The organism is Moraxella sp. ZY210820 (assembly GCF_030674635.1).
Taxonomy (GTDB): Bacteria; Pseudomonadota; Gammaproteobacteria; order Pseudomonadales; family Moraxellaceae; genus Acinetobacter.
The window spans coordinates 2,278,070-2,293,190 of record NZ_CP089978.1 but is presented as its reverse complement, the minus strand read 5'-3'; the positions used below and the strand labels follow the sequence as shown (position 1 = coordinate 2,293,190).

The following is a 15,121-nucleotide window of genomic DNA, read 5'->3' as shown; positions in this document are numbered from 1 at the left end:
CTATAATAGGATAATTTATTTTTAATAATGGGTTGGCTAAAATGAGTCATGATAACTTAAATGAAACAGCACCAGAGAAATCAATTTGGGGCTATAAAGGTGTAATTGCAGGTGCATTGTTTTTCGGTTTATTTTTATTTGGCTTTTTTATGGCGGCAACGTCTGAACCTGACTATATGCCAAGTCAGCAAGTAAAACGTCAGCAGGAAGCCTTGACACAGCAAAAAGCACAACAGGCAACTTCAACAGAAGCGACTGCAACAACAGAAACAGATGCAACAAAAGCAACAGCTGATGATAAGAAAACACAGCAATAATTTTTAAAAAAGTGTACAATATCTAAAAGCAGGTAAATGATGTTATATTTACCTGCTTTAGATTTTTTTATGATAATTTGAGCATAAAAAACCAAACACAATAACCAAATTCAGGTATTATCACCTAAAGTGAGTTTATATGTTAGCTGATCAGCAACAAGCCCTTGTGGATGCTATTCAAGATTTAAATACAGAAGCGGTTAAGCAACTGTTAAGCGAAGTTGAACCTAATTTTTTAACTGAACATGGCGTACCTGTCGTATCACTTTTAACTGACCGTTTATATGACTGGTGGGAAAAAATTAGTGATGCCTATGAAGCAGGTCATGCCTTAAGTGAGCAGGAAAAGTTAGCTAGCGTTAAAGTCTATGTTGATATTTTAGATGCACTCATTCAAGCAGGTGCTAATGTGCATTTATGGGATAATGAAGAGTTTTATGGACCACTTTGGGATTGTGCAAGTGCGTGTTGTGTTCCTATGGTACAACGTTTACTTGATGAAAATGTCAATCCAAACACTTTAGATGATGAAGGTTTAACGATTTTATCATCAATTAGCCAATTATTTTTTGAATGTGATTTTGATGAAATTGATTGGTATGGTGTATATCCTGAAATTCAACAAACACTCCAGTTACTCCGTGAAAACGGTGCTAAAATGAGTAAAGAGTTAGAAGTATCAACCGCTTTAAAATCTTAAATCATAGAAGGATTATGTAATGAAAAAATTAATTTCATGTGTTGCTTTATCGGTCATTACTAGTTCAGCAATGGCGTATGAATTTGCTTTTGACCGTCCGGGTACTGGTTTTGGTACAGGTATTACACCTGTTGGTCATGTGGTTTGGGAACAAGGTTTACCAACCGCAAACTATACTGAAACCAATGACAATGGTCAAAAGAGTAAAACTTGGACATTAAATACCGATACACAATTACGCACAGGCTTAGGTGGTGGTTTTGAATTACAACTTGGCTGGAATGGTTATACTTGGCAACAAACCGATGTAAACGGTGTAAAATCTGATGTCGAAGGCTTAGGTGATAGTTTTGTTGCGGTCAAAAAAGCCATTGATTTAAAAGATGAACGCTTAAAATGGGCATTATTAGCTCAAGTTAATTTTAACACAGGTGATGATGAGTTTAAGGCGGAGAATGATAGTTATTCTTTAGGTTCATCATTAGAATATCAATATGATGATATTGTAAGTACAGCATTAACCATGAATTATAGTTTTGAAGATGGTGCAAATTGGACAATCCAAGCTATTCCAACTTTAGGCTATCAATTTAATGACAAATGGAGTGGTTATTCTGAATTTGTTTATACCAAAACTGAAAGTCAGAAAAATCAAAAATCATTAGCAACTGGTGTGGTCTATACCATTAATGATAAAGCCCAAGTCGATGCTAGTATTGGTGTAGATTTAAACACAAGTGAACAACGTAGTTACAATACTGGTTTAGGCTTTTCACTCTTCTTTTAAACAGAGATTTTTCTTAGTTTAAGCTAGGGGAAACTCTAGCTTTTTTATTTGAACTATAGGTTGAAAATTATGCGTTATCTTACCTTTTTAACATTAAGTTTAATGTTTAGTCATATGGCTTATGCCGAATTATTACCTGCAAACAAAGCTTTCCAATTTTCAGTACAATCTGATGTACCACAACAAGCGACTTTAACGTGGAATATTCAACCTGATTATTATTTATATCAACAAAAAATTTCAGTACAACAGAACAATAAAGCCATCAAGTTAAAATTACCCAAAGGTGTGAGCCAATACGATGAAAATTTTGGACATAGTCAAGTGTATTGGAATAAATTATCATTTAATATAAAAGTTGATAAAAATCAAACATATACAGTGATGTGGCAAGGTTGTGCTAAAGACCAAATTTGCTATGCACCACAACGTATGCAATTTCAAACTGATGCAACAGGAGCAGTGATTAGCCCACAATCAGGCTTTAGTTTAAAAACGACAAAGTCCAATAGCGTTTTTATGCAATCTAAAACAACAGAAAGCAACACGCCTACAACAGGCTTAGGCGAGCAAACTAAAACAATGTTGGTTGATGAAAAGCCTAATGATAAAAACCAAGATAAAGCTAATGCTAAAACTGATGATAAATCCAATACTAAACTTGATGATAAAAAATCATCAACAACATCTCAAAAAGTAGATGAAAAACAATCTGCTAGTAAAACAGCCGATGAGAAAAAAAATGATAAAAATTCGTTAAAAAATAACGAACAAACGACCGAAATTCAAACGACTATTGAATCAAATCAAAATCAATCCAAACTTAAATTAGATGATAAAAAACTGGCTGATGATACACAAAATCCATCATCAGCCAATGATCAAAGCAATGATGATATTCATAATGAAAATATCCTAAATCAAAGTGATGACACCGCATTATCATCGTCAAATTTAATGCCAAATAATCAAACTTCAACATCTAAGCCATCACAAATAGTTGCTGAAGACCAACATTGGTTACAACAATTACAGCAACATTCTTTTGGTTATGCTGTCTTATTGTTTTTAGGTCTAGGCTTTTTATTGGCATTTACGCCGTGTTCATTACCAATGATACCAATTTTAAGTTCATTATTAGTTCGTGAACATAAAGGTGTCAAAGCATGGACCATTGCTTTAGTCTTTGTACTCAGCATGGCAAGTGTTTATGCGGTCATGGGTTTTATTGCTAGTAGTGCAGGTTTAGGCTTACAGCGTTGGTTACAGCAACCTGCAACGGTGATTGGTTTTGCGATTTTATTTGTGATTTTTGCCATTAATTTATTTGGTGCATTTGAAATTAAATTACCTAATCGTATTGTACAACGTTTAGACCATTGGCAATCATTGCAACAAGGTGGAACACTCGTCAGTGCGGGTATCATGGGTATGTTATCAGCATTATTAGTTGGTCCATGTATGACTGCACCATTGGCAGGCGTGTTACTTTTTATCTCACAGAGTGAACATCAATGGCAAGGGGCTATGTTACTATTTAGCATGGGTTTTGGTATGGGGATTCCATTACTACTCGTTAGTATTTTAGGGGAAAAAGCCTTACCGAAAGCAGGTATGTGGATGAACCAAGTCAAAGTATTTTTTGGTTTTGTGATGTTGGCACTGGCATTATATTTTATCCGTCCATTAATACCGACTGTTATGTATCAAATGCTAATGACGATTTTAGCGTTAAGTGCTGTCGCTTATATTTTATATAAATTTATGTGGAAATCGTTAGTACTTAAAACCATCTATGCCTTAAGTGTAGTCGCTAGTTTAATGGCTATTGGTTATTACCATTATCAGCAACATCAGCCTCAAAATCAAATTGCAGTACAACAATTACAATGGCATAAGGTTACGCAAGCACAGCAATTACAACAGACCCTTGCCACTGCTCAAGGTCAAAAAGTACTGATTGATGTGTATGCCGATTGGTGTGTATCATGCCAGCCAATTGAGCGTATGTTTAAACAAGCTGATGTACAAAATGCCTTGCAAGGCTACTATTTAATCAAATTGGATTTAAGTGAATATGACCCAGAGCATCAAGCGTTATTAGATAGCTTAGAAGTACTAGGACCACCAACGGTAATGTTTTTAGATGAACAAGGGCAAGAATTACGCCAATTACGTTTAACTGGTAGTTTTAAACAAGCGGAGTTTATGCAACGAGTCAATGATTTTTGATGAATTGAAGTGCAACCAGCTCTTCTGGCATTATAAAAGACAGATTAAAGCGATGGAGTTAGGGTTGAGAAATATTAAGTTTTGCTAGATGCACCTTTTACAAGTATTTATCGAAATGGTGTGTCTTGTGTAGCTTTAATTGCTACTCAACTCTACTTATTCTTTTATTTTCAACAGTTTATTCAAATATTAAGTCTGAACTCATGTTACTCTAGCATTCTATTTCATCTATTTGTTTAATAAAAATACAATAAAATCAATTATGATTTGACAATTCTCTTTTTTAGCTTTAGAATAACTAAACCTAAAGGGGCGTCGCCAAGTGGTAAGGCAGCGGGTTTTGATCCCGCCATCCGTTGGTTCGAATCCAGCCGCCCCTGCCATATTTTATTATACTTAAAATTATTCTATATATTTTTTATACTAAGTACATAACAAAAACCTAAACAAATCTATCACCTTCTCATTACATTCTTTAGGTTTATTGCTAAATAAGACCTAGAATATTCTAAGCCCTTGAATAAATATTTAATCTACCGATAACTGCAATATAAATCTAAACGATTGATATGATATGTATTTTTAATACTACATTACTGCTCATTGATAACGTGATAATCAACTGAAATATAACATCAATGACCTATTATTAGCGTTTGTAATTTATTGATCATCAAAAAAAGCCTATCATCAGATAGGCTTTTTTTTAAATTAATGATTTAATCATCTTTGGTTGCGGTATAGTTATAAGCATAATTATAGTTGCCATATCTATAACCAGCTTCTTTCTTAATACCATTGAGAACAAAACCATTGATTGCCAAGCCAGCTTGTTTGAAACGGCTAAGGGTAATTTCTAATTCACTTAATTGTGTTTGTGCATAACGTGCAACAAGTAAATTCACATCACTATGTTTACCAATTAAAACAGCATCAGTTACAGCTAATACAGGTGGTGTATCAATAATAATACGGTCATAACGTTTGCGTAATTCTTCAATTAATTTTTCAAAGCGTACAGAACCTAATAATTCAGATGAATTACTTGCTGCTTTACCACGTTGGATAAAATCTAAGCCATCAATTGAAGTTTTACTGATGATATTATCAAGTTTAGTAGATTCTAATAAATATTGCGTTAAACCTGTACCAACTTCTTGAGCAAAGTACTTATGTAAATAACCACGGCGTAAATCAGCATCGATAATGAGTGTGCGTTGTCCACCTAAAGCGAATAATCCAGCTAAATTTGCAGAAATAAATGATTTACCGACTCCCGGTGCAGGACCAGAAATATTAATAATTGAGTTTTTAATTTGTGCTAAATTTAAGTGAATAATGGTACGCACGCTTTTTAAACTTTCAATCGCAACATCATCATTTTTGGTAACTGCTAATACTGGAATAAATTTACGTTTCTGTAATACACGAATACGGCTTTCTTGGATATCTGAATGCGGTACAGTAGCATAAACTGGAATATCCAGCATATTTTCAATTTCTTCTGAAGAACGAATACCAGAACGTAATAAGTTTTTCGCTAATGCTAATAATATGCCTAAAAATGCACCTACAATGAGTGATAAAGCTAATATAATTGCTTTTTTCGGTTTTACTGGATTTTCAGGAATAACAGCAGTATCAATAATACGTACTGAACCAATTTCACCTGCTTTAGCAACTTTTAATTGTTGATAAGAGTTGAGCAAATTGGTATAAAGTTGTGTGTTTACTTCAACATCTCGATAAAGCTGTAAATGCTGACGCTGTAAATCGGGAACTTCTTTTAATGTAGAATTTAATTCAGCTAATTTTTGATTAATTGATTGTTCTTGTGTGATTAATTCCTGCATCATTGGATGTTCATTGGTATATTTTGCTGAATATTCTGCACGTTTTTGTTCCAATTCCAATTTTTTAGTTTCTAAAGTAATGGTTTGGCTTAAGAATAATTCAGATTCCTTTTTAATATCAATGGTATTATTTTGACTACGGAATTCATTATATAAACGTTCAGATTCATCAAGTTGAGCTTTTAATTCAGGTAATTTTTCTTCAAGCACACGCAAGGTTTGTGCTGTTTCAGCACCACGACGTTCAATATTTTGTGCACTATAAACTTGTAATACATGGTTAAGTACTTTAACTAAATGCTCTTTGTCTTGTCCTTGATAGCCTAGTTGAATAATACCAGAGGCTTTACCTTTCTCTGCTACATTATATGAACTGATGAAATGATTGACTGCTGCAGAAGTTGAAAGTTTCTTTAAATAATAACGACCATGGAGAGATGGACTTTCACTATAGACATTTAAATTCCATGTCGAGTCAAAAGTTGGTTGATTAATTTCCCCTTTATGCAAAACTTTACCTTCATGATCTTCAAGAGTAAAGTTTTTATCTTGTAAATTGAGTACTAAATTTTGATTTTCATAAATTTCTGGAACACTAAATTTATCAACAGCAAAAGTTTGTGTACCATCAGAAAAACCAACATAATTTGGTTGATATTCAGTATGATATTTAGGCTGATGAACAATGCGATTATATAATGTATTGTCTGGACTATTAATTAAGACATTTAAATTTAAATTCTCAATGACTTGACCTAAAATCATACGTGATTTTAAAATTTCAATTTCAGCTTGAGCGGGTGAACTTTGATCCATTATACTTGATAAATCACCCAATAAAGCAGCAGAAGCTCCTTTTTTAGATTCAACTTGCACCATAGCATTGACGGCATAAGTATCTGGTGTCGCACGTAAATACAATGCTCCAGCTGATAATGCAAGTACTGAGCATAATGAAATCATCTTCCATTGATAAGCTAATGAAAAAAATAATTCCCTTAAATCAATGGTATCTTCAGAATGATTGTTATTTGTTTGACCTGTATGTTTCATGTAAAATTACTCTGCTTATGCCGATAGATGGTGCTAGTTTACTTAAAAAATAATGGTTAAATACGCTGGTTCCAATCATTCACAGAATCTTGAATTAATTGACAAACTTCATCAAAAAATGCTTGGTCATGTTGATAAGGGTCTGCAATATTGGTATTACGCCAATGTCCTAAGCGAAAGACTTTACCTTTAGCAAAAGACCATGTTTTTTCAATATGTTGTTGCTGTCTGCTACTCATCACTAAAATTAAATCAGCTTGTTTAACGTGTTGTTCATTGAGTTTACGTGCTTTATGTTCACGCATATCAATATTCAAGCGGTCCATACACAAAATCGCTTTATCATCTGCAGGATAATCAACCATACCTGAAATACCTGCTGATGAAATATTTAATTCTGGGCGTGCGGTTTTAAAAAAATATTCTGCCATTGGACTACGGCAAATATTGCCTACACAAACTACAAGGATATTATTAAATTTCATAAATTTACCTTTAATTTCCGAGTTGTGCAAAACTATTAATCGCACTAGAGAATGGAACTAATTGACTGACAATACGTTGCCAACGTGCAATACCCGTTGCATCGACATAAACAATATCATTACGGTTCATGGCAAATTGGTTAGCTAACCCAAAATTACCTAAAGTTGCTAAATCCATGACATAGATATTCGTTTGTTTGCTATTTAAATCGGTACGCAAAATATAAATACGTTTCGCACTTGCGTACATTGGATTTACGCCTAAACTTTCACCCAAAGTATCACTTAAGGTCATACCTTGTTCACGCAAAGTAATCGCTTGGTTTTTACCTGATTCACCCATGACATATACTTTTTGATTTTCTTTGGCACCTACATATAAGGTATCATTTGGCTTAAGTAATAATTTATGTAGAGAATAGCCAGTTTTTTCTAAGTCTAATGGATTTAGTTGATAACTTACACCATTGCGGATTAAAGTAATGGCAGATTGGTCTCCTGTTTGGCTAATGCCACCTGCTAAACCTAAAGCGGTGTAAACACTCACAGGTTGGTTATCAAAATAAAATTGTCCGCTACGATTAACATTACCTTGTACTGAATAACGCTGGCTTTCATAGGACAACACACGAACAATAGGGTCAGGTTGAGTCAAATAGCGTGCAAATAATTGACGTAACTCTTTGCTGATTTGTGCAACCGTTTTACCCGAAGCTTTATAACGTCCAATTAATGGTAATTCAATATGACCTGTGGCATCAATTTGATAACCTGCTGATTTGGCACCAACTTCATTGTTAATAGTGATAGGTGGTGTTATTTCAGGATACGCCCACATCTGAATAGATAACACATCATAAGGTTGTAAGTGATATTGTACAGGTGTATTATTGCTAAATAATGTTGCTAAATTTTGTGTTTTATTAGGTACAGGCGTTATCGGTTGTGGACGATTAATCTCCATTAAATTATGTTGTGTAATTGGTATAATATTCACCATCGCACCTTGTTCGGTTTGATATGAGCCAGTAGTTGGTAAATCATAGGTTTGAAAACCAGGTGCTATAGCACAGCCAGTTATCAAAACACATAAACTGAACGGTAAAAAAAATGATGAATAAGATTTCACAATAGTAGCCCTGTACATATCGATAATTAACTTGTCATTATAAAATAAAAGCGATGTAAAATAAATAAAAGATACAAAAAATACCATAAAGTTTAGCATTATCTAACTTATTAATTTATAATAATTATCAATAATAATGAATAAATTTGTTGTTTTATTAGTGCTAGAGAAAAAACATAAATATTGTTATAATTCCTATCATTTTTAAACCTTAAACAGGATAATGTAATGGCTGATTTTAACCAAATTTTAGATGCAGGCGATGTTGATGGCGGTATTATTAACGTTGTTATTGAAATTCCAGCAGGTTCAAATAATAAAATCGAGTGGAATCGCAAATTAGGCGTGATGCAACTTGACCGTGTAGAGCCAAAATTATTTGCTAAACCAACCAATTATGGTTTTATTCCACAAACTTTAGATGAAGATGGCGATGAATTAGATGCTTTAATCATCACAGAAGAACCATTACCAACAGGGATTTTTATGGAAGCCAAAGTAATTGGTGTGATGAAATTTGTTGATGATGGCGAAGTTGATGATAAAATCGTTGTTGTACCTGCAGATGACCGAAATAATGGTAATGCAATCAATAGCTTAGCGGATTTGCCAGCTCAATTGATTAAGCAAATTGAGTTCCATTTCAATCACTATAAAGATTTGAAAAAAGCTGGCACGACCAAAGTTGAACATTGGGGCGATATTGAAGAAGCAAAACAAGTGATTAAAGAATCACAACAACGTTGGAAAGAACAAGCTTAAGTATTGTTTGATAAATTAATAGAATGTTCATAATCTCATATTGATGCTCAATGGTCATCACAAGATTATGGACATTTTTTATGGAATATCATCATGATAGCCAAAAAACCACGCACACCAACACCTGTACAAATCCCTGATTCTATGCCATTTTTATATGGTTTTCGTGATTATTTAATTGCCCAAGATGTTAGTCCACACACACGTAATGCTTATCTTTCAGATTTAATTCAATGTACAGCAAGTCATCAACACGCTTTAACTGAGTGGAAAAGTGTTGATATTGGCGATGCGGTGATGTATCTCACTAAACAAGGAAAAAGTCCACGTTCAATTGCACGCACTTTATCGGCATTACGCCAATTTTTTAAGTTTTTACGCTTACAAAATTTAAGAGATGATGACCCTGTAAAAGAACATAAAATTCCAAAATTAGGAACACCTTTACCAAAAGCATTATCAGAAGATGATGTAATAGCTTTGCTTAATGCTCCGAATATTGAAGATGTATTAGGCTTAAGAGATAAAGCTATGTTAGAAGTGTTATATGCCTGTGGTTTGCGTGTATCGGAACTATTGTTATTAAAAACAGAATTAATTGATTTAAATCATGGATTTATTCGAACATTAGGCAAGGGGAATAAGGAGCGTTTAGTGCCTTTAGGCGAAAATGCGGTATTTTGGTTGCAACAATATTTTAAATTATCTCGTCCGTTGTTGTTAAAAAGTCAGAGCGATTATGTATTTTTGACCCAACATGGTGGGATTATGAGTCGGCAAAATTTTTGGTATGCGATTAAACGTTATGCCTTACAAGCTAAAATTACTGCAGAATTATCGCCACATACTTTACGTCATGCGTTTGCTACTCATTTGTTGAATTATGGAGCTGATTTGCGTACCGTACAATTATTATTGGGACACGAAAATCTATCAACCACACAAATTTATACGCACGTTGCTCAACATCGTTTACAACAGCTACATGAATTATATCATCCACGTGGTTAATCATAAAAAAAGCCTGATAAAATGATGATTTACATCAAATTATCAGGCTATTTAAGCCGTGATTTATTGCACATTAAATGGGAAGAAATATGGAATACAAATCACCCCAACAATCCAATAAATAATATTCAATGGCACACCAATTTTGATAAAATCACTAAATTTATATCCCCCTGCACCATAAACCATCGTATTGGTTTGATAACCCACAGGTGTCATAAAACTGGTTGCGGCGGCAAACATTACCGCAATGATGAATGGGGAAGCATCTACACCAAGCATTTGAGCGGTTGAGATGGCAATGGGTGTCATTAATACAGCAGTCCCAGCATTACTCATCAGTTCTGTTAAAACCATTGTTAATAAATATAATACTGCTAATACCACTAAAGGACCAAAAGAAGTCATTTGTCCTAAGGTATTATCCACAATAAATTGTGCGGCTCCGCTATTTGCCATTGCTTCGCCCAAAGGTAATAAGCCTGCTAAAACCAAAATGATTTTCCAATCTATTGATTCATAGGCTTCGTCAGGCGTTAAGCAACGTGCGGCACACATGGCAAGTGCACCTAATAAGGCACAAATAGCAATCGATATATCAAATAAACTCGAACTTGCAACAACTGCAACCATCACACCCATCGCAAATTTACCACGCCAGTTACCTTCGGGTTTAGCTAACTGTGCTGATAATACAATAAAATCTTTATTTTTACGCAAAGCCGAAATATCTTCTTTGGGTAAGGTTAGTAATAAAATATCGCCCACTTTAAATGATGTACGGCGTAAACGTTCACGAATGATTTTACTGCGACGTTGCATACCTAAAATCGTTGCATTTTTATTCCAACGTTCTTGTAAAATCGGAATTGTGCCTCCTAACCAACGAGATGTTGGCGAAATCATTATTTCTGCCACCATTAAGCTGTCATCAATATCATCATCGCTATCACGGCGACCATAGACTACATGATGTAAACCATATTTATCTCTCACTTTGCGTAAATTTTCTGATTCACCACGCAATAATAAAATATCGTATTTTTGTAATGCTTGATAACTTGGTGTTGGTAAGCGTTCGCCATCACGCAACACGCCAATGGTAAATAAATTTAATTCATCATTTAATCCTGATTCAGAGGTGCTTTTACCAATCAAAGGAGAATCTGAATTGACCTTAAGTTCCGCCACATATTTACCAAAACCTTCACCATCTTCTAATTGCAAACGTGTTTCTGGTAATAAAAACTTACTAGTCAATAATATATAGACCATACCAACGACAAAGAAAATCATACCAAGCAAGGCAAAATCAAACATAGCAAAGCCTTGATGTCCTTGTTTTTGTGCAATGGCATTGACCAATAAATTAGTTGATGTACCAATCAAGGTACAAACACCTGCCATTTGTGATGAGAATGACAGTGGAATCAATGCCTTAGATGGTGCCATTTTAATATTTTGTGCAGCGGCAATCACAAGAGGAATTAATACTGCCACGACTGCGGTATTATTGACAAAGGGTGAAATCACGGCATTGATGCCAAACAAGGTAAGCAAAAATATCCATGGTGATTTAGCTTTAGATAATAAACTGCCAACATTATCTAAAGCACCGCTATTTTGTAAGCCAGCAGCAAGCACAAACATGGCAGCAACGGTTACGGTTGCTGAATTGGCAAAACCACTAAATGCAGTTGATGTATCAACTTGTCCTAAAATAACCAATGAACACAGCACTAAAATGGCAACAGCATCCATTCTTAATTTTTCAGTAGCAAATAAGAAAACGGCAATACCTGTTACAGCAAGTGTTGCCACAATATCCCAAGACATATTGACCTCAGTAGATAAATATTAAATTTCAATTTCCCGCAAACGCATTAAACCTTCTTGTACCGTGCTTGCAACGAGTTCACCATTTTGGAACATTTTACCAAAATTCAAACCACGAGAATTACTACTAGTTGTCGCTTCAATATCGTATAACATCCAATCATCAGCACGAAGTGGACGATGGAAATAGATAGTATGGTCAATACTGGCACACTGTAAATTCGGTGTAAATAAACTCATACCGTGTGGACGTAAAGCAGTGGTCATTAAAATAAAATCAGAATAAAACGCAACAATAGCTTGATGTAATGCAACATCATCTGTACTTAATGGCTCATGAGTGCGTAAATAATGGGCATTTTTAGCAGGGCTCGGTTCAGGTCTAAATGGATTTTGTAAATTAATTGGGCGAATTTCTACATGACGATCACGCATAAAAAAAGTCCGCACATTTTCTGGCACAAATTCAACCATTTCCTGTTTAATTTGTTGCTCATTTTTTAAGGTTTCTGGTGCAGGATATGTAGGTGGATTCATTTGATAATCTAAACCTTGTTCATATTCTGCAAAAGATACCATTGCCGAGAAAATAACACGTCCATGTTGAATTGCATTGACTTGACGATTGGTAAAACTTTTGCCATCACGAATACGCTGTACTTCATAAACAATTGGAGCATTAATATCGCCACCATATAAAAAATAGGCGTGTAATGAATGGGCAGGGCGGTCAGTCGTATAAGATGCAGCCCGTAAAGCTTGACCTAAAACTTGTCCACCAAATACACGTTTACCTACTAAATTACGGCTTTGTCCCCGAAATAAATTGTCTTCTAAGCGTTCTAAAGTCAATAATTCAATTAATTCTTGGGTTAAATTTGTCATCGTACTATCCTGATTAAATATCCCATTCCACAAAGTTTTTCAATAACTGTAAACCAACCGTATGGCTTTTTTCTGGGTGAAATTGCGTAGCAAATAGATTTTCTTGATGAATCGCTGTACAGAAATTTATTCCATATTCACAACTTCCTGCGGAAATGGCAACATTTTCAGGTTCTACATAATAACTATGTACAAAATAAAAACGGCTATTTTGCTCAATATTACGCCACATTGGGTGATTTTCGTCATGTTGATATACAGTATTCCAGCCCATATGTGGTACTTTTAAGCCATCAATCTGCAGAAAACGTTTGACTTTACCTTGAAAAATCCCCAACGCATCAACACCATCATTTTCTTCAGAATGTTGCATTAATGCCTGCATTCCCACACAAATTGCCAGTACAGGTTTATTAAATACAGCATTTTTCACCACATTATCAATACCTGCCTCACGCATACCGTGCATACAATCACGCATCGCCCCTACACCGGGGAAAACGATTTTATCTGCTTTAGCAATGATTTGTGGATTATTGGTAATATCAACGGTTGCTCCAACGTGTTCTAGGGCTTTAGACACGGAATGCAAATTGCCCATGCCATAATCTAATAATGCAATACGAGTCATATGTTCACTTCAAATTGAATTTTGTAATATTGTAATATAAAATAGTGATATTCACATCATCTTTTCAGTAGATTTGATGAATTTACACCATTTCATTTGACCCAACAACACATAGGAGTAAGCAAAATGACAACATTAATATTGCCAACCATGAGTTTTTTGTGGATTAAAAATAATGAACAATCTTATATTAGCCAAAAAACCAATACGACAGATTTTTTACATTTTTTAGAAAGTAATCCAAATGAACGCTTTGAATTGGTTGATGGCATGATTATTCCCATGTCTAATGCCAGTCCTAGACATGGCAAAATTATGACCAATTTTTCAGGTAAAATGATCCAACATTTAACTGATACTGGTAGCCCGTGTTTTTATTTTTCAGATATGCAATGTAAAATTGATGAATTTAATTGCCCACACCCAGATATTTTAGTGGTATGCAATGAGAGTGTGGATAGTGATTTATTAAAATATCCAACATTAGTTGGAGAAATCCATTCACCAAATAATCGTAATAATGATTTTAATAAATTATCTCGTTATAAAAAATGTTCATCAATTCAAGAAATTATGATGATTGAACAGGATAAAATAGCAATTACTGTTTATACTCGGCAGGGTCAAGATTGGCTTGAAAAAAATTATGTTCAAGATGATATTTTAATATTAAGCAGTATTGATTTAGAAGTAAAAGTGAATGATTTATATGCGAGAGTTAAATTTTAATTCTATTCGATTAAAATAAGGGCGAAAAATATTTCGCCCCTCATATCAATCACGGATTGAATTATAAACAACCTTTAGTCGATGCGACTACATTTTCTGCTCGTGGGTCGATTTCACACGCCATACGCAAGGCACGAGCAAAGGCTTTAAACGCACTTTCAATTTGATGATGGCTATTTTTACCTTTAAGATTATCGATATGTAGAGTCATCATCGAATGATTGACAAAGCCTTGAAAAAATTCAGAAAATAAATCGACATCAAAACGTCCAATGGTGGCACGAGTAAATGGAATATCCATAAATAACCCTGGACGACCCGATAAATCAACCACCACACGGCTTAAACTTTCATCAAGCGGTGCATAAAAATGTCCATAACGGCGTAAACCTTTTTTATCGCCCAATGCTTTGGCAAACGCCATGCCCAAGCTAATACCACAATCTTCAACGGTATGATGGTCATCGACTTCTAAATCGCCATCGCATTCAATATCAATATCAAATAAGCCATGACGTTTGAGCTGGTCAAGCATATGGTCAAAAAATGGAATACCTGTATTTAATACGCCTTGCCCTGTGCCATCTAAATTGACACGCACTTTGATTTTGGTTTCATTGGTATTTCGCACAATTTCGGCGATACGTTGAGTGGTCATGGGGATTACCTATTTCAAAAATATTGCGATGACATCATTTTCAATGTGATATA

At 34.5% G+C, this 15,121-nt stretch carries 14 protein-coding genes and 1 tRNA gene; 8 read left to right on the top strand and 7 right to left on the bottom strand.

Features of this window, described 5'->3' with window-relative positions:
• The first annotated feature begins 41 nt into the window (after nucleotides 1-41).
• The 5 genes from LU301_RS11535 to LU301_RS11515 all read left to right on the top strand — a co-directional run bounded on the left by LU301_RS11535 (nucleotide 42) and on the right by LU301_RS11515 (nucleotide 4,419).
• A complete protein-coding gene (locus LU301_RS11535) occupies nucleotides 42-317 on the top strand; it encodes a hypothetical protein (protein WP_305271006.1) in 276 nt (91 codons plus the stop codon).
• A 139-nt stretch (nucleotides 318-456) separates the two neighbouring features.
• Nucleotides 457-1,017, top strand: a complete 561-nt coding sequence (locus LU301_RS11530) for an ankyrin repeat domain-containing protein (RefSeq protein ID WP_305271003.1) — start codon at nucleotides 457-459, stop codon at nucleotides 1,015-1,017.
• 19 nt (nucleotides 1,018-1,036) lie between these two features.
• Nucleotides 1,037-1,804 (top strand): transporter, encoded by a 768-nt coding sequence (locus LU301_RS11525; RefSeq protein ID WP_305271000.1) that lies wholly within the window; start codon nucleotides 1,037-1,039, stop codon nucleotides 1,802-1,804.
• A gap of 69 nt (nucleotides 1,805-1,873) precedes the next feature.
• Nucleotides 1,874-4,036 (top strand): protein-disulfide reductase DsbD, encoded by a 2,163-nt coding sequence (gene dsbD / locus LU301_RS11520; protein ID WP_305270997.1) that lies wholly within the window; start codon nucleotides 1,874-1,876, stop codon nucleotides 4,034-4,036.
• Nucleotides 4,037-4,344: 308 nt separating this feature from the next.
• A tRNA-Gln gene (locus LU301_RS11515) sits at nucleotides 4,345-4,419 on the top strand.
• 336 nt (nucleotides 4,420-4,755) lie between these two features.
• On the opposite strand, the gene LU301_RS11510 is transcribed toward LU301_RS11515, so the two are convergent.
• Genes LU301_RS11510 through LU301_RS11500 form a run of 3 tightly spaced genes read right to left on the bottom strand, consistent with a single transcriptional unit; the run spans nucleotide 4,756 to nucleotide 8,574 of the window.
• Complete coding sequence (locus tag LU301_RS11510; protein WP_305270994.1) at nucleotides 4,756-6,942, bottom strand: polysaccharide biosynthesis tyrosine autokinase; 2,187 nt, start codon at nucleotides 6,940-6,942, stop codon at nucleotides 4,756-4,758.
• 56 nt (nucleotides 6,943-6,998) lie between these two features.
• Nucleotides 6,999-7,427, bottom strand: a complete 429-nt coding sequence (locus LU301_RS11505) for a low molecular weight protein-tyrosine-phosphatase (RefSeq protein ID WP_305270991.1) — start codon at nucleotides 7,425-7,427, stop codon at nucleotides 6,999-7,001.
• 10 nt (nucleotides 7,428-7,437) lie between these two features.
• On the bottom strand, nucleotides 7,438-8,574 hold the full coding sequence (locus LU301_RS11500; protein WP_432525570.1) for a polysaccharide biosynthesis/export family protein: 1,137 nt from the start codon (nucleotides 8,572-8,574) through the stop codon (nucleotides 7,438-7,440).
• A 210-nt stretch (nucleotides 8,575-8,784) separates the two neighbouring features.
• Between LU301_RS11500 and LU301_RS11495 the strand changes: the two genes are divergently transcribed.
• Both LU301_RS11495 and xerD read left to right on the top strand, forming a co-directional pair.
• The gene (locus LU301_RS11495; protein WP_305270986.1) at nucleotides 8,785-9,318 is read left to right on the top strand and encodes an inorganic diphosphatase; all 534 of its coding nucleotides are present in this window, start codon (nucleotides 8,785-8,787) and stop codon (nucleotides 9,316-9,318) included.
• Between the two features lie 93 nt (nucleotides 9,319-9,411).
• The gene (gene xerD, locus LU301_RS11490; protein WP_305270981.1) at nucleotides 9,412-10,329 is read left to right on the top strand and encodes a site-specific tyrosine recombinase XerD; all 918 of its coding nucleotides are present in this window, start codon (nucleotides 9,412-9,414) and stop codon (nucleotides 10,327-10,329) included.
• Nucleotides 10,330-10,392: 63 nt separating this feature from the next.
• Here xerD and LU301_RS11485 read toward each other — a convergent pair whose 3' ends face one another.
• Genes LU301_RS11485 through hisH form a run of 3 tightly spaced genes read right to left on the bottom strand, consistent with a single transcriptional unit; the run spans nucleotide 10,393 to nucleotide 13,681 of the window.
• On the bottom strand, nucleotides 10,393-12,165 hold the full coding sequence (locus tag LU301_RS11485) for an SLC13 family permease (RefSeq protein ID WP_305270979.1): 1,773 nt from the start codon (nucleotides 12,163-12,165) through the stop codon (nucleotides 10,393-10,395).
• Between the two features lie 21 nt (nucleotides 12,166-12,186).
• Nucleotides 12,187-13,050: an acyl-CoA thioesterase gene (locus LU301_RS11480; RefSeq protein ID WP_305270976.1), complete on the bottom strand. Its 864-nt coding sequence runs from the start codon at nucleotides 13,048-13,050 to the stop codon at nucleotides 12,187-12,189.
• A gap of 13 nt (nucleotides 13,051-13,063) precedes the next feature.
• The gene (gene hisH, locus LU301_RS11475) at nucleotides 13,064-13,681 is read right to left on the bottom strand and encodes an imidazole glycerol phosphate synthase subunit HisH (RefSeq protein ID WP_305270973.1); all 618 of its coding nucleotides are present in this window, start codon (nucleotides 13,679-13,681) and stop codon (nucleotides 13,064-13,066) included.
• Between the two features lie 126 nt (nucleotides 13,682-13,807).
• On the opposite strand from hisH, the gene LU301_RS11470 reads away from it, so the two are divergent.
• Nucleotides 13,808-14,410, top strand: coding sequence for a Uma2 family endonuclease (locus LU301_RS11470; RefSeq protein ID WP_305270969.1), 603 nt, complete (start codon nucleotides 13,808-13,810; stop codon nucleotides 14,408-14,410).
• Between the two features lie 61 nt (nucleotides 14,411-14,471).
• On the opposite strand, the gene hisB is transcribed toward LU301_RS11470, so the two are convergent.
• Nucleotides 14,472-15,068, bottom strand: a complete 597-nt coding sequence (gene hisB, locus LU301_RS11465; RefSeq protein ID WP_305270966.1) for an imidazoleglycerol-phosphate dehydratase HisB — start codon at nucleotides 15,066-15,068, stop codon at nucleotides 14,472-14,474.
• Nucleotides 15,069-15,121 lie beyond the last annotated feature (53 nt).

Coding starts and splice junctions, on each gene's coding strand:
- LU301_RS11535 (WP_305271006.1), top strand. CDS start 42: ATGAGTCATGATAACTTAAATGAAACAGCACCAGAGAAATCAATTTGG.
- LU301_RS11530 (WP_305271003.1), top strand. CDS start 457: ATGTTAGCTGATCAGCAACAAGCCCTTGTGGATGCTATTCAAGATTTA.
- LU301_RS11525 (WP_305271000.1), top strand. CDS start 1,037: ATGAAAAAATTAATTTCATGTGTTGCTTTATCGGTCATTACTAGTTCA.
- dsbD (WP_305270997.1), top strand. CDS start 1,874: ATGCGTTATCTTACCTTTTTAACATTAAGTTTAATGTTTAGTCATATG.
- LU301_RS11510 (WP_305270994.1), bottom strand. CDS start 6,942: ATGAAACATACAGGTCAAACAAATAACAATCATTCTGAAGATACCATT.
- LU301_RS11505 (WP_305270991.1), bottom strand. CDS start 7,427: ATGAAATTTAATAATATCCTTGTAGTTTGTGTAGGCAATATTTGCCGT.
- LU301_RS11500 (WP_432525570.1), bottom strand. CDS start 8,574: ATGTACAGGGCTACTATTGTGAAATCTTATTCATCATTTTTTTTACCG.
- LU301_RS11495 (WP_305270986.1), top strand. CDS start 8,785: ATGGCTGATTTTAACCAAATTTTAGATGCAGGCGATGTTGATGGCGGT.
- xerD (WP_305270981.1), top strand. CDS start 9,412: ATGATAGCCAAAAAACCACGCACACCAACACCTGTACAAATCCCTGAT.
- LU301_RS11485 (WP_305270979.1), bottom strand. CDS start 12,165: ATGTCTTGGGATATTGTGGCAACACTTGCTGTAACAGGTATTGCCGTT.
- LU301_RS11480 (WP_305270976.1), bottom strand. CDS start 13,050: ATGACAAATTTAACCCAAGAATTAATTGAATTATTGACTTTAGAACGC.
- hisH (WP_305270973.1), bottom strand. CDS start 13,681: ATGACTCGTATTGCATTATTAGATTATGGCATGGGCAATTTGCATTCC.
- LU301_RS11470 (WP_305270969.1), top strand. CDS start 13,808: ATGACAACATTAATATTGCCAACCATGAGTTTTTTGTGGATTAAAAAT.
- hisB (WP_305270966.1), bottom strand. CDS start 15,068: ATGACCACTCAACGTATCGCCGAAATTGTGCGAAATACCAATGAAACC.